Origin of the sequence: Polaromonas sp., from assembly GCF_039932935.1 — a bacterium.
Lineage (GTDB): Bacteria > Pseudomonadota > Gammaproteobacteria > Burkholderiales > Burkholderiaceae_C > Polaromonas.
In genome coordinates, this window is sequence record NZ_JBDTPB010000143.1 from 42,517 (window position 1) to 63,196 (window position 20,680).

17 protein-coding genes and 1 tRNA gene are annotated in these 20,680 nt (G+C 58.8%); 14 read left to right on the forward strand and 4 right to left on the reverse strand.

Features of this window, described 5'->3' with window-relative positions; translation table 11 throughout:
- Positions 1–143: 143 nt before the first annotated feature.
- From ABI546_RS21500 to ABI546_RS21515, 4 genes are read left to right on the forward strand one after another with little or no spacing between them, the layout of a single operon-like run.
- Complete coding sequence (locus ABI546_RS21500) at positions 144–1,289, forward strand: Fic family protein (RefSeq protein ID WP_348050068.1); 1,146 nt, start codon at positions 144–146, stop codon at positions 1,287–1,289.
- Between the two features lie 27 nt (positions 1,290–1,316).
- Entirely contained in the window at positions 1,317–4,442 is a 3,126-nt protein-coding gene (locus tag ABI546_RS21505) for a type I restriction endonuclease (protein WP_348050070.1), read from the forward strand.
- Positions 4,436–6,070 carry a class I SAM-dependent DNA methyltransferase gene (locus ABI546_RS21510; protein WP_348050072.1) on the forward strand — a complete coding sequence of 545 codons (1,635 nt, stop codon included), beginning with the start codon at positions 4,436–4,438 and terminating at the stop codon, positions 6,068–6,070. Before ABI546_RS21505 ends, ABI546_RS21510 begins: the two co-directional genes overlap by 7 nt.
- Positions 6,063–7,259: a restriction endonuclease subunit S gene (locus tag ABI546_RS21515; protein ID WP_348050074.1), complete on the forward strand. Its 1,197-nt coding sequence runs from the start codon at positions 6,063–6,065 to the stop codon at positions 7,257–7,259. The genes ABI546_RS21510 and ABI546_RS21515 overlap by 8 nt, the downstream gene beginning before the upstream one ends.
- An 84-nt stretch (positions 7,260–7,343) precedes the next feature.
- On the opposite strand, the gene argG is transcribed toward ABI546_RS21515, so the two are convergent.
- The gene (gene argG, locus ABI546_RS21520) at positions 7,344–8,675 is read right to left on the reverse strand and encodes an argininosuccinate synthase (protein ID WP_348050076.1); all 1,332 of its coding nucleotides are present in this window, start codon (positions 8,673–8,675) and stop codon (positions 7,344–7,346) included.
- A 90-nt stretch (positions 8,676–8,765) separates the two neighbouring features.
- A complete protein-coding gene (locus tag ABI546_RS21525) occupies positions 8,766–9,092 on the reverse strand; it encodes a pyrimidine/purine nucleoside phosphorylase (RefSeq protein WP_348050078.1) in 327 nt (108 codons plus the stop codon).
- 216 nt (positions 9,093–9,308) lie between these two features.
- Between ABI546_RS21525 and ABI546_RS21530 the strand changes: the two genes are divergently transcribed.
- Positions 9,309–9,884, forward strand: coding sequence for a sigma-70 family RNA polymerase sigma factor (locus tag ABI546_RS21530; RefSeq protein WP_348050080.1), 576 nt, complete (start codon positions 9,309–9,311; stop codon positions 9,882–9,884).
- Positions 9,885–10,073: 189 nt separating this feature from the next.
- The gene (locus tag ABI546_RS21535; RefSeq protein WP_348050082.1) at positions 10,074–10,853 is read left to right on the forward strand and encodes an anti-sigma factor; all 780 of its coding nucleotides are present in this window, start codon (positions 10,074–10,076) and stop codon (positions 10,851–10,853) included.
- A 90-nt stretch (positions 10,854–10,943) separates the two neighbouring features.
- On the opposite strand, the gene ABI546_RS21540 is transcribed toward ABI546_RS21535, so the two are convergent.
- Complete coding sequence (locus tag ABI546_RS21540; RefSeq protein WP_348050084.1) at positions 10,944–11,654, reverse strand: hypothetical protein; 711 nt, start codon at positions 11,652–11,654, stop codon at positions 10,944–10,946.
- Between the two features lie 186 nt (positions 11,655–11,840).
- Positions 11,841–12,185, reverse strand: coding sequence for an arsenate reductase (locus tag ABI546_RS21545; RefSeq protein ID WP_348050086.1), 345 nt, complete (start codon positions 12,183–12,185; stop codon positions 11,841–11,843).
- A 244-nt stretch (positions 12,186–12,429) separates the two neighbouring features.
- Here ABI546_RS21545 and pip point away from each other — a divergent pair, with 244 nt between their 5' ends.
- The 8 genes from pip to ABI546_RS21585 all read left to right on the forward strand — a co-directional run bounded on the left by pip (position 12,430) and on the right by ABI546_RS21585 (position 20,560).
- Positions 12,430–13,362 carry a prolyl aminopeptidase gene (pip, locus tag ABI546_RS21550; protein ID WP_348050104.1) on the forward strand — a complete coding sequence of 311 codons (933 nt, stop codon included), beginning with the start codon at positions 12,430–12,432 and terminating at the stop codon, positions 13,360–13,362.
- Positions 13,363–13,498: 136 nt separating this feature from the next.
- Positions 13,499–14,815, forward strand: a complete 1,317-nt coding sequence (folC, locus tag ABI546_RS21555; RefSeq protein ID WP_348050088.1) for a bifunctional tetrahydrofolate synthase/dihydrofolate synthase — start codon at positions 13,499–13,501, stop codon at positions 14,813–14,815.
- 91 nt (positions 14,816–14,906) lie between these two features.
- Entirely contained in the window at positions 14,907–15,719 is an 813-nt protein-coding gene (locus ABI546_RS21560; protein WP_348050090.1) for an SPOR domain-containing protein, read from the forward strand.
- A gap of 20 nt (positions 15,720–15,739) precedes the next feature.
- On the forward strand, positions 15,740–16,225 hold the full coding sequence (locus tag ABI546_RS21565; protein WP_348050092.1) for a CvpA family protein: 486 nt from the start codon (positions 15,740–15,742) through the stop codon (positions 16,223–16,225).
- A gap of 34 nt (positions 16,226–16,259) precedes the next feature.
- Positions 16,260–17,789 (forward strand): amidophosphoribosyltransferase, encoded by a 1,530-nt coding sequence (purF, locus tag ABI546_RS21570; RefSeq protein ID WP_348050094.1) that lies wholly within the window; start codon positions 16,260–16,262, stop codon positions 17,787–17,789.
- Between the two features lie 2 nt (positions 17,790–17,791).
- On the forward strand, positions 17,792–19,006 hold the full coding sequence (locus ABI546_RS21575; protein ID WP_348050096.1) for an O-succinylhomoserine sulfhydrylase: 1,215 nt from the start codon (positions 17,792–17,794) through the stop codon (positions 19,004–19,006).
- Positions 19,007–19,014: 8 nt separating this feature from the next.
- A complete protein-coding gene (gene gltX, locus ABI546_RS21580; protein ID WP_348050098.1) occupies positions 19,015–20,409 on the forward strand; it encodes a glutamate--tRNA ligase in 1,395 nt (464 codons plus the stop codon).
- A 75-nt stretch (positions 20,410–20,484) separates the two neighbouring features.
- Positions 20,485–20,560 (forward strand) — tRNA-Ala (locus ABI546_RS21585).
- The last annotated feature ends 120 nt before the right edge of the window (positions 20,561–20,680 follow it).

Consider the following 20,680-nt stretch of genomic DNA (forward strand, 5'->3'; position numbering starts at 1 on the left):
GCTGGGCCGGCGTCGCGCGTGGGGTGGGGAAGCTGAATTTTTTCGGGACATTTGCGCTCTGTTCAAGCCGGCTTTCATACTTGCGCTTAATATTAAAGATTGATTTAATATGATCTCATCAAATTAAAGACCTCTTTTGCACTATGCGCAGCACCGGAACCTACGCCACCTCCACCACCTTAGGCCAGTCTGTACAGGCGTTTGTGCCGCACGCACTGCCGCCCGCCAAGCCGGCGCTGGCGCCCGAGTCCTTTGAGGCGGCCAACCGTGCGGCCGAACTGGCGCTGGCCCGGTTGTCGGGCGTTGCCGGGCTGGTGCCGTCGGTGGACTGGCTGCTCTACAGCGCCATCCGCAAAGAGGCACTGCTGACTTCGCAGATCGAAGGCACTCAGGCCACGCTGGACGACCTGTTTGACGAAGAAGCGGGTTTTGCGGTCAGCAACACCGACGATGTAGAAGAGGTCACCAATTACTTGCGCGCTTTCCGTCTGGTGCAGTCGCAACTGCGTGACCCGGCTGGCCTGCCCCTGAGCGTGCGCTTGCTGTGCGATGCCCACCGGCTGCTGATGGACGGCGTCCGTGGCAACGGCAAGCAACCGGGCGAACTGCGCCGCTCGCAAAACTGGATTGGCGGCACGCGGCCGGGCAATGCGGTGTTTGTGCCGCCACCGCCTGAGCGGGTGCCTGCCTTGCTGGCCGACCTGGAGCGGTTCATCCACGACACAGCGCAGTCCTTGCCGCCGCTGGTGAAAACGGCACTGGTCCACCAGCAGTTTGAGACGAGTCACCCTTTTCTCGATGGCAATGGCCGTATCGGGCGCCTGTTGATTGCCGCGCTACTGGAGCATTGGCGCCTGTTACCCGAACCGCTGATGTACCTCAGCGGCTACCTGAAGCAACACCAGGCGGAGTACTACCGCCGCCTGTCGAACGTGCGCCTTGAGGGCGACTGGGAAGGCTGGATCGCGTTTTTCCTCGAGGGCGTGGCTGTGGCCGCGCAGGATGCCGAACGCAACATCGTTGCCATTGCCACCTTGCTGGCAAGCGACCGCCGCACTTTGCTGGCCGCACCCAAAGCCGGGCCCAGCAGCTACCGCCTGTTTGAAATGCTGCCCATGATGCCGCGCTTCACCATCGACCAGGTGCGCCAGAAGCTGGCCACCAGCTTCCCCACCGCCACCGCAGCGGTCAAGGTGCTGGAAGATCTGGGCATCGTCATCGAGCTGACCGGGCAGAAGAAAAACCGCAGCTACAGTTACGCCGCGTACATTGCGCTACTGAGTGAATAAAAATTTTGATGCGACGGGAGGATATCGATGGTTTTTAGCGAAGACTCAAGAGTCAAAATTCCCTGCATCCTGCATCTGGTGCGGCTTGGTTACGGCTACCTTTCCCTGAGAGACTCAACTTGGGATGAAGAAACCAATATCTTTCTGGAGCAATTTCGCACGGCCATCGCCCGCATCAACCCGGAATTAGGTGCAGATGACATCTCCCGCCTGCAGGCCGACGTCAAGCTTCTCTTGGATAACGAAGATCTCGGCAAAGCCTTCTATGACCGAATCACCGAGCGTTCAGGTGCTCGGCTGATCGACTTTGAGAACTTTGACAACAACAGCTTCCATGTCGTCACAGAGTTGACTTGTAAAAACGGCGACGATGAGTTTCGGCCCGACATCACTCTGCTGATCAACGGCATGCCATTGGCCTTTATTGAGGTGAAGAAACCCAATAACCGTGAAGGCGTGTTGGCCGAGCGCAACCGCATCATCACGCGCAGCCGTAACCCAAAGTTTCGGCGATTCATCAACATCACCCAGTTGATGGTCTTCTCCAACAACATGGAGTATGAAGACGGTTCGCCACAGCCCATTGAAGGTGCGTTCTACGCAAGCCCTTCCTATGACGCGCCCGTCTTCAACTACTTCCGCGAAGAGGAAGCACTGGACCTCGCCCAGCTTTTGGCGGATGAAGACGACGCACTCGAAAATGACGTGCTGCGTGACAACAACCTCAATGTCATCAAGCACAGCCCCGAGTTTCTGAGCAACAAGTCGCCAGATACGCCGACCAATCGCATCTGCACGTCCCTTTTCAGTCGTGGGCGCCTGGCTTTCTTACTGCGTTTTGCGCTTGCCTACGTCAATGAAACAGACGGCTTGCAAAAGCACGTCATGCGCTACCCCCAGCTTTTTGCCACCAAGGCAATCGAGAAGAAACTCAATGAAGGGGTCAAGAAAGGCATCATCTGGCACACCCAGGGCAGCGGCAAAACCGCACTGGCCTACTACAACACTCGTTTCCTCACGGATTATTTCCAGCATAAGGGCGTCATTCCGAAGTTCTACTTCATCGTCGACCGCATAGATCTGGCCACGCAGGCGCAGTACGAGTTCTCGTGCCGGGGGCTGGTGGTCCACACCATCGATAGCCGCGCTGACTTTGCGCGCGACATAAAAACCGCTCAGGTGTTGCACAACCACAGTGGTAAGCCTGAAATTACCGTGGTTAATATCCAGAAATTTTTGGACGACCCAGATGTGGTCCGCGCCGAGGATTACGACTTCAACATCCAGCGCGTTTACTTTCTGGACGAAGTACACCGCAGCTACAACCCGCAGGGAAGCTTTCTGGCCAACCTGAGTCAATCAGACCGCAACGCCATCAAAATCGGTCTCACCGGAACGCCACTGCTTGGCGACGATTACAACTCCCGCGCCCTGTTTGGTGACTACTTTCACAAGTACTACTACAACGCCTCCATTGCCGACGGCTACACCCTTCGGCTCATCCGCGAGGAAATCGCCACCAATTACAAGCTCTCGTTGCAAGAGGCACTCGCCACGGTACGGCTAAAGCAGGGGGATGTAGATCGCAAACTGATCTACTCCCACCCGACATTTGTTGAGCCCATGCTCGACTACATCGTGCGTGACTTTGAAAAAAGTCGCAGTGCCTTGGGCGACGCCACCATTGGCGGCCTGGTGATATGTGATAGCGCGGATCAGGCCCGCGAAATGTTCCGCATCTTCTCCGCGGTGTATGCCCAGCCCTCATCGTCTGCGGTAGTTGCTCAAGACTCGGGACAAGCCATATTTTCCACCGCCGCAACGGGCAGCTATGCAGAACGCTTGCAGCTTACCAACCGCGTTAAAAGTGCAGAGCTGATCTTGCACGATGTGGGTAGCAAAGACGAGCGCAAAGATTGGGTGGAAGCCTTTAAGGCAGGCAAGATAGACCTGCTGTTTGTCTACAACATGCTGCTCACCGGCTTTGATGCCAAACGCTTGAAAAAGCTCTACCTTGGGCGCGTCATCAAGGCCCACAACCTGTTGCAAGCGCTCACGCGGGTAAACCGAACATACAAAGACTTTCGCTACGGCTATGTGGTGGACTTTGCCGACATCCGCAAGGAATTCGACAAAACCAACAAAGACTACTTTGACGAGCTGCAGTCCGAGTTGGGCGATGAGATCGAGCACTACTCCAACCTGTTCAAGTCAGCCGAAGAGATAAGGCAAGAAATTGAAGCTATCAAAGACATCCTCTTCAGCTTCGATATTCAAAACGCTGAGGAGTTTTCAAAACAGCTTAGCCAAATCCAAGACCGCAAAGCAGTGTTGGCGCTTAAAAAAGCGCTGGCTGACGCCCGCAACCTTTACAACCTGATTCGCCTGCAAGGTGAATATGGTCTATTGCAGCAGCTCGATTTTCACAAGCTCGGCCAGCTTTACCGCGAAACCTGTAATCACCTCGATCTGCTCAACCTCAAAGAAGCCATCGAATCTGAAACGGACACCAGCAACTTGCTCAATGCCGCGCTGGAAGATGTGATTTTCAAGTTCGCCAAAATCAGGGAAGAAGAACTGGTCTTGGCCGACAAGCTCAAAAACACCTTACGCCAAACGCGCGAAGCCTTGGCCGACAATTTTGACCAGCAAGATCCCAAGTTCGTAACCTTGCGTGAAGAGCTGAAGCGGCTGTTCAAAGACAAAAAGCTCAACGAAGTAAGCCAAGAGGACATGACCGCCAACATCGGCGCGCTCAATGCTATACATGACAAAGTCAAAGAATTGAACCGCCAAAATAGCCAACTGCGCGCCAAATACAGGGGCGATCCCAAATTCACGCGCATTCACAAACGACTGAAAGAGCAAGGTAACCTAACCCAGATAGAGCGACGCTTGTTTGAGGCGCTGACAGGTGTCAAGGTGCAGGCTGACGAACAAGTACTGCAGAACAATCAACTACTGAATAATGAGAGCTATTTTGAGCGGATGATGCAGCCCATCGTGATTGGCGAGTTTGCTACCCGGCAAAAATTCCCACTTACCTCCTACGCCACACGCAGCATCAATCAACTAGTGGTGTCTGAATATATAAATGAATTTTTCGCCGGCACCCGCACTGGCGGTGGCCACTTTGGAGCACAAGCTTGGTAACCCAGCAATTTGAACAACGTACCCGCGAGTTAATCGACAGCCTCAAGGCCATTTGCGCCGTATATGGTTTGGGTAATGATGGCAATGAATTCAAAATCATCACACAGGTATTTCTCTACAAGTTTTTAAACGATAAATTCGCGTTCGAGGCGAAGAGAATCCGGCCCAAACTGGCGAAGGCGAAAAGCTGGGAGTCTGCCATTGCTGCTTTGAGCGCTAATGATCTGGACATGCTGCAAATGGAGATGGGGCCCGATACCGCGCGTCTGAAGCCTGAGCATTTCATCGCTCACCTTTTTGGCCGTCAAAACGCGCCGGAATTCGCCAAGCTGTTTGATGACACCTTGCGCGACATTTCTATCTCCAACAATGAGCTTTTCGCCGTGAAAACTGACGGCGGTTCCAAGATCACCTTGTTTGATCGCGTGAGCGAATTCATTAGTGATCCATCGAAACGCGATGCCTTTTGCCGAGCCATCATCAACAAGTTGGGCGACTTTAGCTTTGAGCGCATCTTTAGTGAAAAGTACGACTTCTACGCCGCTCTGTTTGAGTACCTCATCAAGGATTACAACAAAGACAGCGGCGGCAAATATGCCGAGTACTACACCCCACACGCTGTCGCTAAAATCATGGCCGCCATCCTCGTGCCAGAAAAAGTGCGTGGCAAAGTCAAAAATGTGAGCTGTTACGATCCCTCGGCAGGCTCCGGCACACTGCTCATGAATATTGCTCATGCCATTGGCGAGCAGCGCTGTAGCATCTACTCTCAGGACATTTCGCAAAAGTCATCCAGCCTTCTGCGGTTAAACCTGATTTTGAACAACCTGGTGCATTCCATCCCGAACGTCATCCAGGGCAACACGATGCAGCACCCTTACCACCGGGACGGGAAGGCGCTTAAGAAGTTTGATTACATTGTCAGCAATCCACCGTTCAAGATGGATTTCTCCGACTTCAGGAATGAACTAGATACCAAAGAGCACCAAGCTCGCTTCTTTGCTGGGGTGCCCAATATTCCCAAGCAGGCCGTCGACAAGATGGCCATCTACCTGCTTTTCTTGCAGCACATAATTCACTCGCTCAAGCCAGGCGGCAAAGCTGCAGTCGTGGTGCCCACTGGCTTCATCACGGCGCAAAGCGCCATCGATAAAGCTATCCGCCAACATTTGGTAGACAGAAAGATGCTCGCTGGCGTGGTATCGATGCCCAGCAACATCTTCGCAACCACTGGCACCAACGTTTCCATCCTGTTTATCGACGCTGGCAATAAGGCTGATGTGGTGCTTATTGATGCGTCCAGTCTAGGCACCAAGATAAAAGACGGAAAAAACCAGAAGACCTTGCTTTCGGAAGCTGAGGAAGACCGCATCATTGCAACCTTCAACGCAAAAAAAACTGTAGAAGATTTCTCGGCCGTGGTTGGTTATGAGCAGATCGCCGCTAAAAATTACTCTCTGAGCGCTGGGCAGTACTTCGACGTAAAAATTGAACACAGCGACATGACTCCCGCGCAGTTCGCCGCCAAGCTGCACGGCTTTGCGACGGTACTGGATGCACTGTTCAAGGAGTCTTCAGGATTGGAGAGGAAGATCAAAAAACAGTTGACTGGACTGCAGCATGGGTAAGCTCAAGCTGAAACGACTTGGTGACTTGATAAATTTCAAACGGGGTTACGATCTTCCCGCAAGCCAGCGCCGTTCGGGCCCCTATCCGGTGATCAGTTCAGCTGGGATAACTGGTTATCACGACGAATACATGGTAGACGGCGCGGGCGTTGTAACTGGCAGGTATGGAACGCTCGGTGAAATGTATTACGTCGATGGAAAATACTGGCCACACAACACCGCACTTTATGTCACGACGTTTAAGGGCAATGACCCAAAGTACATCTACTATTTGCTTAGCTGTCTAGGCCGAATTCGCACGTCCGATAAAAGTGCGGTGCCTGGGGTTAATCGCAATGAGCTGCATGAGATGGCTGTACCAGTCATCACTGACAAAGATCAGCAAAAAAAAATTGCTACTGTTCTCTCAGCTCTCGACGCCAAAATTGACTGCAACCAACGCATTAATGCTGAGCTGGAGGGGATAGCCAAGACACTGTATGACTACTGGTTTGTGCAGTTCGATTTCCCCGACGCTTCCGGAAAACCCTACAAGTCCTCCGGCGGCAAGATGGTTTACAACGCTACGTTGAAACGGGAAATTCCGAAGGGGTGGAATGAGTGCGAGCTGGGGGAATATATAGGGTTCAAACGCGGCATCTCTTACATGTCCTCAGACATTCAAGAGACAGGTAGACCATTGATTAATTTAAATTCCTTTTCTTTAACGGGGGAATTTAAAGTTGAAGGAACCAAGTATTTCAATGGAAAATTCCGCAATGAAAACTTATTGAACGTTGGAGACTTGGTTGTCGCCATTACCGACGTGACCAGAAACGCTGACATTATTGGCAAGGCCTTTGTGATTGCAGATGTATTCAATGAAGCCCCTTTAATTTCTTGCGATGTTGCCGCTGTGTCATCAAGCGTATTTGGATGCTTTTATTTGGAACAACTATTTAACTCTAAGGCCTATCACAACTACGTTAAGTATTTCGCGTCTGGAACACTGGTGCTTCACTTGGATTTGAATGGTGTGAATTGGTTCAAAACGGTGTTGCCGTCCAGAAATATTTTGAGTGAATACGAGGCGCACTGCATCCCACTATTGAAACAGCGAGAAATTGTCATAAAGGAAAACAAGCAGCTCATTCAGCTCCGCGATTGGCTGCTTCCTCTGTTGATGACTGGTCAGGCGAAGTTGACCTAGAGGTCGCAATCATGGACAAACTGAAGCAACAAAGCCCGTCAGGCGTCCACCTGACGGGCTTTTTTCTATGGGGCTTGAACCGGCTTACTTACCCAGCTTCAAGAAATCATCCCCCTTGCCCAACTCCAGCAACCCCGCATTGGAATAGACCTGCAACTTGGCCCGCGTATCCGTAATGTCCAGATTGCGCATTGTCAGTTGGCCAATCCGATCCAGCGGCGAGAACGGCGCGTCTTCCACCTTCTCCATGCTCAGGCGCTCAGGCGCGTAGGTCAGGTTGGGTGACTCGGTGTTCAGCAGGCTGTAGTCATTGCCGCGGCGCAGTTCCATGGTCACGGTGCCGGTGATGGCCTTGGCGACCCAGCGTTGGGCGGTTTCGCGCAGCATGATGGCCTGGCTGTCGAACCAGCGGCCCTGGTACAGCAGGCGGCCCAGCTTGCGGCCGTTGTCGCGGTATTGCTCGATGGTGTCTTCGTTGTGGATGCCGGTGACCAGGCGCTCGTAGGCGATGAACAGCAGGGCCAGGCCGGGGGCTTCATAGATGCCGCGGCTCTTGGCTTCGATGATGCGGTTTTCGATCTGGTCGCTCATGCCCAGGCCGTGGCGGCCGCCGATTTCGTTGGCCTTCAGGATCAGGCTGACCAGGTCGGGGTACTGCACGCCGTTCAGGGCCACGGGGCGGCCTTCTTCAAAGGTCACGCTGACTTCTTCGGCCTTGACGACGCAGTCGTCTTTCCAGAAGGGCACGCCCATGATGGGGTTGACGATCTTGATGCCGCTGTTGAGCATCTCCAGGTCTTTGGCTTCGTGCGTGGCGCCCAGCATGTTGCTGTCGGTGCTGTAGGCCTTCTCGGCGCTCATCTTGTAGCCAAAGCCGTTGGCGGTCATGAAGGCGCTCATCTCTGATCGGCCGCCCAGTTCGTCGATGAACTGCTGGTCCAACCAGGGCTTGTAGATCTTCAGCGCGGGGTTGACCAAGAGGCCGTAGCGGTAAAAGCGCTCGATGTCATTGCCCTTGAAGGTGGAGCCGTCGCCCCAGATGTTCACATCGTCTTGCTGCATCGCGCTGACCAGCATGGTGCCGGTGACGGCACGGCCCAGCGGCGTGGTGTTGAAGTAGGTGGAGCCTGCCGTGGTGATGTGGAAGGCGCCGGCCTGCAGCGCGGCCAGGCCTTCAGCGGCCAGCTGGGGGCGGCAGTCAACCAGGCGGGCCTTGATGGCGCCGTATTCCATGGCCTTGCGCGGGATTTCGTCGTAGTCGGCCTCGTCGGGCTGGCCGAGGTTGGCGGTGTAGGCATAGGGCAGGGCGCCCTTTTTTTGCATCCACAGCAGGGCGGCGCTGGTGTCCAGACCGCCGGAGAAGGCGATGCCGACCTTTTGGTTGACGGGGATGTTTTGCAGGATGGTGTTGGACATGTTTTAGGCCTGAATATCGCTGTAAGCCGCGCAGAACGTGCGCAAGCAGCTATGAAAAAAGGAGCAACTTCTGGTGGGCTTGGACAATTTTTAGCCGAAGTGGCAGATGTAGTGGTAAGCCGTTTCGCCGGCGGCCACGCGGATCTCGAACTTGGCGTTGCCCGGCACGCTGAATTTTTCGCCTGCCGACGACTTGACCCAGCCGTCGCTCCCAGCCAGCTTGTATTCGCAGGCGCCGGCTACGCATTCCATGATTTCTGGCGCGCCGGTGTTGAAGGTGAGGGTTGCCGGCAGGATCACGCCCACGGACTTTTTGGTGCCGTCGGCCAGCGTGATGCCGTGGCTGACGCACTTGCCGTCAAAGTAGACGTTGGCCTGGGTAGTAACGCTGATGTTGTCGATTTTTTCGGTGGGCATGGGAAGGTGCTGAAAAAAATGGAAAGAAGAAGGCGGCGAGGGCCTGCGGGAGGCGCCCTGCATCGCAGCTTGGCGCCAAAAGTGTTGATTTTAGGTCACCCGGCGCACGGCACCGGCCCACGCTGAATCCGTTGGGCCATCGGCTGCGTATCCCGATCAATACCCTCAAATTTGTCCCAATACCTTCCTGCCTGCGAATACCCCACAATGTTGTTCATGAAACCAGAAAGCCCGGATGCCCAGTTGATTGCGTTGATTGACCGCGTGGCCCGGGCCGACGAGTCAGCCCTGCGTGAGCTGTACGACCTCACCTCATCGAAGCTTTACGGTGTGGCGGTGCGTGTGGTGACCAACCGCGCCTGGGCCGAAGACGTGCTGCAGGAGGCCTTTTTGAACATCTGGCGCATTGCCGGAGACTACAAGGCGACCCTTTCACCGCCCATGGCCTGGATGGGCCTGGTGGTGCGTAGCCGCGGCCTCGATTTTTTGCGGCGCCGCGCCTCGGACCGGGCCGACCTCATGCAGGAACTGGACGACGTGATTTCCGACACCGTGGCCGGAAATTCGCCCAACCCGATGGACACCACACAAGCCAGTGAGCAGGCCTGGGCCCTGCACCAGTGCCTGGGGCAGCTTGAGCACAAGCAGCGCGAGGTGGTGAGCCTGGCCTATTTGCGGGACCTGAGCCATGGCGAGCTGGCCGAGCAGCTGAAGCTGCCTTTGGGCACCGTCAAAACCTGGATTCGCCGCGGGCTTGAACAGCTGCGCGGCTGCATGGCGAGGTTCGCGTGAATATGGCCCCCACGCTTTTCACTTCGTGTAATGCGCTGCCCCCCAGGGGGGCCGCCCCGCCTGCGGCCCGGCCCTTCGTCGAGCTCAGGACAGGCCAAGGCCGGTTCCGCGGCCGGAACTTGCACGAACGGGGAATTGGGGCCGTGTGGCCTGTCGCTCTTTGCTTGTCGGATTCTCTGAAACGTCCTCATGAATATTCATAAAAATCCCGGCTTGATGGAGCAGCTGGCGGCCAGCTATGCGCTGGGCACCCTGCGCGGCGGTGCCCGCCGCCGCTTTGAAACACTGGCGCGCGACAACGCCACCTTGCGCGCCGCGGCGCTGGTCTGGCAGAGCCGGCTGGCCTCCGTGGCCGAGCTGCAGCCGCAGGCGGCGCCCAGCCCGGTGGTCTGGACGCGCATTGAAAACCTTGTGAGGGCCGATAAAGAGGCACGGGCCATGCAGGCTGCGCGCACCCGGCCGGCCAACGCTTCGGCTGGCGGCTGGTGGGCCAGCCTGGGACTGTGGCGCGGCGCCAGCGCGGCCGGTGCCTTGGCTGCGGTGGTGGCCGTTGTCGTCGGGGTCAATGTGAACTCGCGGCTGAACGGGCAGGTGGGCGAGTTGTCGGCTCAACTGGCGGCAACACCCGAGATCCAGTACGTGTCGGTGCTGACGGACGACAAGGCGGCGGCATCTCTTTTGGTGACGTTTGACCCCAAAAATAAAACGCTGGTACTGAAGCGGGTCGGGGCGTTCAGGGAGCAGGCCGACAAGTCCCTGGAGCTTTGGGCCCTGCCGCCCGGTGTGGCGCCCAAGTCGCTTGGTGTGCTCAATGCGGATCCCGTGGTTCGTCTCACTGCTGCGGGCACTGACATGCGCCAGGTTCCGACGCTGGCGATCACCCTCGAACCGCGGGGCGGCGTGCCGCCTGGCAGCGGCCCCACCGGGCCGGTGCTGTTCAAGGGCGCGCTCATCGAGACACCGAAGTAAGAACCCATCGTGGCGCCCGTCTTGGCGTGGGCGGGCAACAAAAAAGGGCGTTGATAACGCCCTTTTTTTAATTCAACCGACCAGCTGGTTTTAGCGCCAGTGATGGTGGCCGTAGCCCCGGCTATAGCCGAAGTTCAGTGACAGGCCGATAGGGGCGTAGTAAGGCTGGTAATAGGGCCGTGGATAGTAAGCCGGGTACACCGCAGGCTGCACGTACGTCACGGGTTGTTCGACATAGACGGGCTGTGCGGGCGCCGGCTGCATGTAGGCCTGGGGTTGCTGCTGCTGCGGTGCAGACTGGAATGTCTGCGGAGCCGGTGCCATGGCGCCGACCGGTGTGACCTGCAGGCGAACATACTGGCCCGGGTCGTTGGCCATTTGCGTGTTGTATTGCGTGCCCTGGTATTCGTAGACCACGTTGTAGTGGCTGGGGCGGTTTTCGTAATAGGTCTGCGTGGTGCACTGCTGCATGTTCTGCACCTGCTGGTTGCCGCCTTCGATGCGGTCGCCCACAATGGCGCCGCCCACAAGGCCGATCATGGTGGCTACCGCACGGCCGCCGCCATTGCCGATGGCGTTGCCGGCTGCACCGCCGGCGATGGCGCCCATCAGCGCACCTGCGCCCGAGCTCGGTGTCTGGGTGATCACCGGCTGGTTGCTGCAGACCTGGCGCGGTACGGCGACTTGCTGGACCACCGGTGTGCTGGAGATCACCCGCGCCAGGATGTCCATGGCGGAGGCGGGCACGGCCGCAAAACCGGCGGCAGCGGCAAGTGTGGAGAGGACAAGTGCTTTTTTCATGATTCAAACCCTTTCAGCAAGTGGCTGAAGTTGCGCTGCCGGTGGAAACCCCGCAATGGGGCGACCTCTGGCGGCTACCGTAATTTTAGTAAGTCAGAGTCATTTTGGGGCGCAGAGTTCGGTAAATCGACGGTAAAGCTGTTTCACACCACAAAACGGGCGGCAAAACCTGGCCTGAGGAGCGCCCTAAACCCTTGTCGCCCAGCCCTGGGCGTCAAACCCGACGGTGATGTCCGTGCCCCAGTCCACTACCGGGCGTTTGATCACGCTGGGGTTGGCCAGCATCAGCGCCTGTGCACTGGCACTGTCGTGTACCCCGGCCTGCACGGCGGGATCCAGCTTGCGCCAGGTCGTGCCCTGGCGATTGAGCACTTTCTCCCAGCCGGCAGCCTGCGTCCAGCGCGCAAGCTGCTCGGGCGGAACGCCCTGTTTCTTGAAGTCGTGGAAGTCAAAGGCCACGCCGTGCTCGCCAAGCCAGGCGCGGGCCTTTTTGACGGTGTCGCAATTGGGAATGCCGTAAAGAATGGTCATGGGGTGATTTTGGCAGATTTAAGCAAAAAAGGCGTTTCACCCAAGCAGGACGAGCGCGAGCAGCTATTAAATTAATAGCATATGACAATGGCAGGCAAAGGCTCGGGGCTGGAGCAGGGCCTTGGCAAGGCTGGAATAATGAAGCAACGCCGACCCGGGCCCCCTCAAAAAAGCCCTCAAACATTTTGCATGGATGCCTGACCCCATGACTGCTGCTTCTGCCTCGCTCACCGCCCCCGCTGTGCTGTACCCGCCTCTGGAGCCCTTTCGCAAGGGCGTGCTTGACACCGGAGACGGCCACTCGGTGTACTGGGAGCTGTGCGGCAATCCCAAGGGGAAGCCAGCGGTTTTCCTGCATGGCGGCCCGGGGGCAGGCTGCTCGCCCGAGCATCGCCGGCTGTTCGACCCGGAGCGCTATTGCGTGCTGCTGTTTGACCAGCGCGGCTGTGGCCGGTCTCGCCCCAGTGCTTCGCTGGACAACAACACGACCTGGCATCTTGTCGCCGACATCGAACGTTTGCGCGAGCAGTTGGGGGTGGAGCGCTGGCTGGTGTTTGGCGGCTCGTGGGGCAGCGCGCTGGCGCTGGCTTATGCGCAGGCCCACCCGGCGCGGGTCTCGGCGCTGATCGTCCGCGGCATTTTTGCGCTGCGCCGTGCCGAGCTGCTCTGGTACTACCAGGAGGGAGCGTCATGGTTGTTTCCTGATTTGTGGGAAGAGTTCGTCAAACCCATTCCCCAGGCAGAGCGCGGCGACCTGATTGCCGCGTACCGCAAACGCCTGGTCGGCACTGACCGCAGTGCGCAACTCGCTGCTGCCCGCGCCTGGAGCCTGTGGGAAGGCCAGACCATTACCTTGCTGCCCGATCCGTCCTTTACCGCCCAGCACGGCGACGACGCCTTCGCCCTGGCGTTCGCCCGCATCGAAAACCATTATTTCGTGCACGCCGGCTGGCTCGAAGAGGGCCAGCTGATTCGCGACGCCCACAAGCTCGCCGGGATTCCCGGCGTGATCGTGCAGGGCCGCTACGACGTGGCCACACCGGCCAAAACCGCCTGGGACCTGCACCGCGCCTGGCCGGAAGCCGAATTCCACATGGTCGACAACGCTGGCCATGCCTTCAATGAGCCCGGCATCCTGCGCCAGCTGATCGCAGCCACAGACCGCTTCGCGGCCTGACATCCCATTTCTTTATCAGCAGGGGCCGCGGTCCGGCTTTGCCGGCCGCAGGCGCCGCCCCCTGCAAGGGGGGAGGGCGCTACATGCAATGAGCGCCAACGGGGGTTATTCCAGCTTTGCGACAATGGCGGTCTGTATGGAACAACCGCAATTCAACACCCTCGACGACTGGCTGGCTTATTGCGAGCAGTTGCATCCCGTCGGCATCGACATGGGCCTGACCCGCATCAGTGTCGTGGCCAAACGCATGGGCCTGGCCTTTGACTGCCCCATCATCACGGTGGCTGGCACCAACGGCAAGGGCTCGACTTGCGCCATGCTCGAAGCCATCTTGCTGCAAGCCGGCTACCGCACCGGTGTCTTCACCTCGCCGCATCTGGTGCATTTTGAAGAGCGCTGCCGGGTTCGCGGCGACATCGTCAAAGCCGCCGACCTGGTGGCCCAGTTCGAGCGTGTACAGGCTGCGCGCACGCAGGGCGGCGATGCGGTTTCGCTGACCTACTTCGAATTCACCACCCTGGCCATCCTGCAGCTGCTGGCCGATGCCAAACTCGATGTCGTCATCCTTGAGGTCGGCCTCGGCGGCCGGCTGGACGCGGTCAACATGCTGGACGCCGACTGTGCGGTGATCACCAGCATCGATCTGGACCACATGGAATACCTGGGTGATACCCGCGAGAAGATCGGCCTGGAAAAAGCGCACATCATGCGGCCGGGCAAGCCGGTCATCGTGAGCGACCCGGTGCCGCCGCAAAGCATTGTTGATCACGCCGCCGCAGTGGGTGCTGACTTGTGGCGTTTTGGCACGGACTTCAATTTCTCGGGCGACAAGCAGCAGTGGGGTTGGGCCGGGCGCGGGCGGCGCTATGCGGGGCTGGCCTACCCGGCGCTGCGCGGCGCCAACCAGCTGGTCAATGCGTCGGGCGTGCTGGCGGCGCTCACGGCGTTGCGCGACCGCCTGCCCATCACAGCGCAGGCGGTGCGCAACGGGCTGTCGATGGTCGAGCTGCCCGGGCGCTTCCAGATCGTGCCAGGCCAGCCCACGCTGGTGCTGGATGTGGCGCACAACCCCCATTCTGTGGCCGCGCTGGCCGCAAATCTCGATGCGATGGCGTTTTATCCGTGCACTCACGCGGTGTTCGGCGCCATGGCCGACAAGGACCTCGCGCCCATGTTGGCGCGCGTGGCGCCGCTCATCGACAAATGGTATTTCACTGATTTGCCGACGTCGAGGGCGGCATCCGCTGAAGATTTGCAGGCCCGCTGGAAAGCCACGAACACCCGGTCCGACGCAACGTCCGACACTTACAAATCCCCCGAAGAGGCGCTGCAGGCAGCGGTCAAGGCCGCAACCCCCACTGATAGAATTGTCGTGTTCGGCTCGTTCTACACGGTGGGCGGCATTTTGAAGGACGGCGTACCGCGTCTTTCGGCCCCGCACCTGGCTACCTGAAGCACGACAAACCGGTCCGTTGAAGTATTCAGAGGGGCCGGCAGCCCACGTTCACCGTTAACGTCACCCCTTATCGGATCCAAGCCACACCATGCCGTTTTTTAACTTCCGCCGGGGCGGCTCCAACGCTGCCTCCACTGCCGGGCCAGCCGCTCAACCGGAAAGCGTGGAAGTGATCCGCAAGCGCGCCAAGCACCGGTTGATCGGTTCTGCGGTGCTGGTGTTGGCGGGTGTGGTGGGTTTTCCCCTGCTGTTTGACACCCAGCCCCGGCCGATTCCGGTCGATATTCCGATAGAGATTCCAGGCAAGGCTTCAGTCAAGCCTTTGGTGGTTCCCGCGTCGCCCAACACCCCGGTGGCCGCATCCGCCCCCAAGGCAACCGACAAGCCGGCCGAAAAAGTAGCCGCCGACGCCAGCCTGGCGCCCAAAGAAGAAATTCTTGCGACAAAACCGGCTCCAGCCCTTGCTGCGCCTGCGCCACCAGCTATCAAAAACGAAGCAAAACCAGAAGCGAAACCAGAAACCAAACCCGAGGTGAAGCCTCCGGTCAAACCGGAAAGCAAACCCGCAGCCAAGCCCCCTGTGAGCGACGACGCCACACGCGCCGCCGCGTTGCTTAACGGCGGCGCTGTAGCGCCCGCAGCCAAACCAGCCACGGCTGCGGCCGAGGCAGAAGGCCGCTTTGTGGTTCAGGTCGGGGCGTTCGCCGACGTGGCCAAGGCCAGGGAAGCCCGTTTGAAGGTCGAAAAGGCGGGCATGAAAACGTATACACAAGTCGCGGAAACCAAGGATGGCAAGCGCATCCGGGTCCGCGTGGGCCCGTTTGCCAGCAAGGCGGAGGCTGATAAAGCAGCTACCAAGATCAAGGCCCTTGATTTGCCCGCCGCCATCCTGACCTTGTAAGTAACGCAGTTGGGTGTTTCGTGACGGCTGTTGACTGGATTTTGCTGGGGGTGCTGGGTTTTTCCATGCTGCTGGGTGCCTGGCGCGGGCTGGTGTACGAGGTGTTGTCGGTGCTGGGCTGGGCGGTGTCGTTTTATGTGGCGCAATGGTTTGCGCCCGATCTGGCCGCCAGGCTGCCGCTGCAGTCCGCCGGCGATCCGGTGCGGTATGCGGCGGCATTTGTGCTGATATTTGTTGCTGCGGTGTTTGCTGCGGGGCTGCTGGCTTTTTTGGTCAAGAAACTGGTGGCGGCCGTCGGCCTGGCGCCGGTAGACCGGGTGCTGGGGGCTGCTTTTGGCGTGCTACGAGGAATTATTTTGCTGCTGGCCGCCACGGTGGTCATCAACATGACGGCATTGAAATCGAGCGACTGGTGGGTGCAGTCCCAGGGGGCGCCGTTGTTGACGGCCACGCTCAAAGCCCTGAAGCCGGTGCTTCCCGAACAGTTTGCCAAGTATTTAATTTAACTTTCCAGAGTCCACTTTTCATGATCGGAACACCATGTGCGGGATAGTCGGCGTTGTCAGCAAAGCCCCGGTCAATCAACTGATCTATGACGGCCTGCTGCTGTTGCAGCATCGCGGTCAGGATGCCGCAGGCATCGTCACGCAGCAGGGGCGCAAGTTCTTCATGCATAAGGCCAAGGGCATGGTGCGCGACGTGTTTCGCACCCGCAACATGCGTGCGCTGCCGGGCACGGTGGGTTTGGGTCAGGTGCGTTACCCCACCGCGGGCAACGCCTACAGCGAAGACGAGGCTCAGCCTTTTTACGTCAACGCGCCGTTCGGCCTCGTGCTGTCGCACAACGGCAACCTGACCAACGCGGCCGAGCTCAAGGCTGAACTCTTTAACACCGACCACCGCCACATCAACACTGACAGCGACTCTGAAGTGCTGCTCAATGTGCTGGCGCATGAGCTAGAAAAAACCACGCGCGGCCTTCCGCTCAAACCGGTTGACGTATTCGCTGCCGTGCGCGGTGTGCACAAGCGTGTGAAAGGCTCTTATGCCGTGGTCGCGCTCATCGCGGGCCATGGCTTGCTGGCTTTTCGCGACCCCTTCGGCATTCGCCCGCTGTGCATAGGGCACGGCCAGAACGACGACGGCGTGACGGTGATGGTGGCCAGCGAATCGGTGGCGCTGGAAGGCACATCGCACCAGTTCGAGCGTGACATTGCGCCGGGCGAAGCCGTGTTTGTGGACCTGGATGGCAAGGTGCATGCCGAGCAGTGCGCACCCAACGCCAAACTCAATCCCTGTATTTTCGAATTTGTGTACCTTGCGCGTCCCGACTCGGTGCTGGACGGCATCTCGGTCTACCAGGCCCGTCTGAACCTCGGCGAAACGCTGGCCAAGCGCGTGGTCTCCACCGTGCCGCCCAGCGAGATCGACGTCATCATCCCGATCCCCGAGTCGAGCCGGCCCAGCGCCACGCAGCTGGCGCATCTGCTGGGCATTCCGTACCGCGAAGGTTTCGTCAAGAACCGCTATGTGGGCCGCACCTTCATCATGCCGGGGCAGGGCGTGCGCAAGAAATCCGTGCGCCAGAAGCTCAACGTGATCGCCAGCGAATTCAAGGGCCGCAACGTGTTGCTGGTCGACGACTCCATCGTGCGCGGTACCACCAGCCGCGAAATTGTGCAGATGGCGCGTGACGCCGGCGCACGCAAGGTGTATCTCGCCAGCGCCGCGCCGCCTGTGCGTTATCCCAACGTCTACGGCATTGACATGCCAACCCCGGGTGAGCTTGTCGCGCACGGACGCACCGTCGAAGAGATCCGCGAAGTCATCGGTTGCGACGCGCTGATTTACCAGGATGTGGATGGCATGAAGCGCGCCATTGGCTCGTTAAATACCAAACTCGATGGCTTTGACGCTTCCTGCTTTGACGGCGTCTACATCACGGGCGATGTCACGGCGGAAACCATTGCCGCGATGAATTCGCAGCGCGCCGACACCGCCGAGAAGATCGGTGAAGACAGCGACGTGGACGTGTCCCGCCTGGCGTTGCCCAATCCGCAAGAAGCCTGAGCATGACGAAAAGAAAACTGCCCGACAACCTGCACCGCGACACCTTGGCGGTGCGCGTGGCGCTGGAGCCCAGCCAGCACGGCGAAAACTCCGAAGCGCTGTACCTGACCAGCGGCTTTGTGCAGCCCGACGCCGAAACCTCGGCGCGGCGCTTTGCCGACCCGACAGAGGGCTACACTTACGGCCGCACCTCCAATCCCACCGTCACGAGCTTTGAACGCCGGCTGGCCGCCATGGAAGGCACCGAAGCCGCCATAGGCGCCTCGACCGGCATGGGTGCGATCTTGATGATGTGCATGGGCCTGCTCAAGGCCGGCGACCATGTCATCTGCTCGCGCTCCATGTTTGGCTCGACGATCGCTTTGATCGGCCGCGAGTTCGGTAAGTTCGGCGTTGAAACTACGTTTGTGTCGCAGACCGACGTGAGCGAGTGGAAGGCCGCATTGCGACCCGGCACCAAGCTGCTGTTTGCTGAAACCCCGACCAATCCGCTGACCGAAGTCTGCGACATCCGGGCGCTGGCTGATCTGGCGCACAGCGTGGGCGCGCTGCTCGCGGTGGACAACTGCTTTTGTTCACCGGCCCTGCAGCGCCCGGTGGAATTCGGCGCTGACCTCATCATGCATTCGGGTACCAAATACCTGGACGGCCAGGGCCGTGTGATGGCGGGTGCGCTCTGCGGCTCGTCCAAACTGATCGTTGATGTGTTCGGCCCGATTGTGCGCACCGCCGGCATGACGCTGGCGCCTTTCAATGCCTGGGTCGTGCTCAAGGGCCTGGAAACTTTGAACATTCGCATGCAGGCGCAAAGCGCCAATGCATTGGCTGTCGCAAAGTGGCTCGAAACCCAGCCCACCGTGGCGCGTGTGTACTACCCCGGCCTGGCCTCACATCCGCAGCACGCGCTGGCCATGCGCCAGCAGTCGGGGCTGGGCGGCGCGGTACTGTCCTTTGATGTGCGCGGCAGCACGCCGGAAGCGGCGCGCGCCAATGCCTTCCAGGTGATCAACAGCACCCAAGTGCTCAGCATTGCGACCAACCTGGGCGACACCAAGACCATCATCAGCCATTCCGCCACCACGTCACATGGGCGCCTGAGCGAAGAGCAGCGCCAGGCCGCCGGTATCGGCCAAAGCCTGGTCCGCCTGGCGGTCGGGCTGGACCATGTGGACGACATCAAGGCCGACCTTTCGCGTGGCCTGAGCCTTATTGCATGACTGCCCCAATGACCCAAAAAACAAGAACCCGTTTCGCGCCTTCACCGACTGGATTCATTCACCTCGGCAATATCCGCTCAGCGCTTTACCCTTGGGCTTTTGCCCGTGCCACCGGCGGTGACTTCATTCTTCGCATCGAAGACACTGATGTGGAGCGCTCCAGCCAGGAAGCGGTCGACGTCATCATCGAAGGCATGCGCTGGTTGGGCCTGAGCCACGACGAAGGCCCGTTCTTTCAGATGCAGCGCATGGATCGCTACAAGGCCGTGCTTGCGCAGATGCAGAAAGATGGCCTGGTCTACCCTTGCTACATGAGCGTTGCCGAACTCGACGCGCTGCGCGAAAAGCAAATGGCGGCCAAAGAGAAACCGCGTTACGACGGCACCTGGCGCCCCGCACCTGGCAAGACATTGCCGCCGGTGCCCGAGGGTGTGCCGCCCGTGCTGCGCTTCATGAACCCGCAAGGCGGCAGCGTGGTGTGGGACGACAAGGTCAAGGGCCGCATTGAAATCAGAAACGACGAGCTTGACGACCTGGTGATCGCGCGGCCCGATGGTACGCCGACCTACAACTTCTGTGTGGTGGTCGACGACATCGACATGGCCATGACCCACGTGATTCGCGGCGACGACCATGTGAACAACACGCCGCGCCAGATCAATATCTTCAAGGCGCTGGGCAAAGAGCCGCCGGTGTATGCGCACCTGCCGACCGTGCTCAATGAGCAGGGCGAAAAGCTCAGCAAGCGCAACGGCGCCAAGCCGGTGACGCAGTACGCGGCTGAAGGCTATTTGCCTGATGCCATGGTCAACTACCTGGCGCGCCTGGGCTGGAGCCACGGCGACGACGAAATCTTCAGCCGCGAGCAGTTCATCGAGTGGTTCAACCTTGACCACCTGGGCAAGAGCGCCGCGCAATTTGACGAAGCCAAGCTGCGCTGGGTCAATGCCCAGCATCTGAAGGCCACCGCAGACGAGACGCTGGCAACGCTGGTGCAGCCGTTCCTCGCAGCCCAGAGCATCACCGGCGTTGACGCGGTGTGGGTGACACGTGGCTGCGGCCTTTTTAAAGACCGTTGCAGCACGTTGGTAGAGCTGGCCGGCTGGCTGCAACTGCTGGTGACCGGTGGCAAGCCCAGCAGCGAGGACATCAACACACACGTGACGGACACGGTGCGCCCGGCCATTGCAAAGCTGAGCAGTTCGCTGTCGGCCTGCGAGTGGAGCAAGGCCGCGATTTCGGCCGCCATCAAGCAGGTGCTGGCAGACACAGGCCTGAAGATGCCGCAACTGGCGATGCCTGTGCGCGTGCTGGTGATGGGCACGCCGCAAACCCCGTCGCTCGACGCAATTCTGGAACTCATGAAGCGCGAAGATGTGATCTCCAGATTGAAGCTGGTTTGAGGGTTTGAAAAAGGTCAAATTTTCGGGCTATAATTCAAGGCTCGACAATTGCAGGGAAACCTGCTCGGTTGATACGGGGGTATAGCTCAGCTGGGAGAGCGCTTGCATGGCATGCAAGAGGTCATCGGTTCGATCCCGTTTACCTCCACCATTCAATTTGTTGAAAAGTTTTCAGATTTTTTTCGGCAGGTCTTTGTCTAAAGCAAAAACCTGCTGCCGGAAGTTCCAAGGTTTTGACCCTATCGTCTAGAGGCCTAGGACACCACCCTTT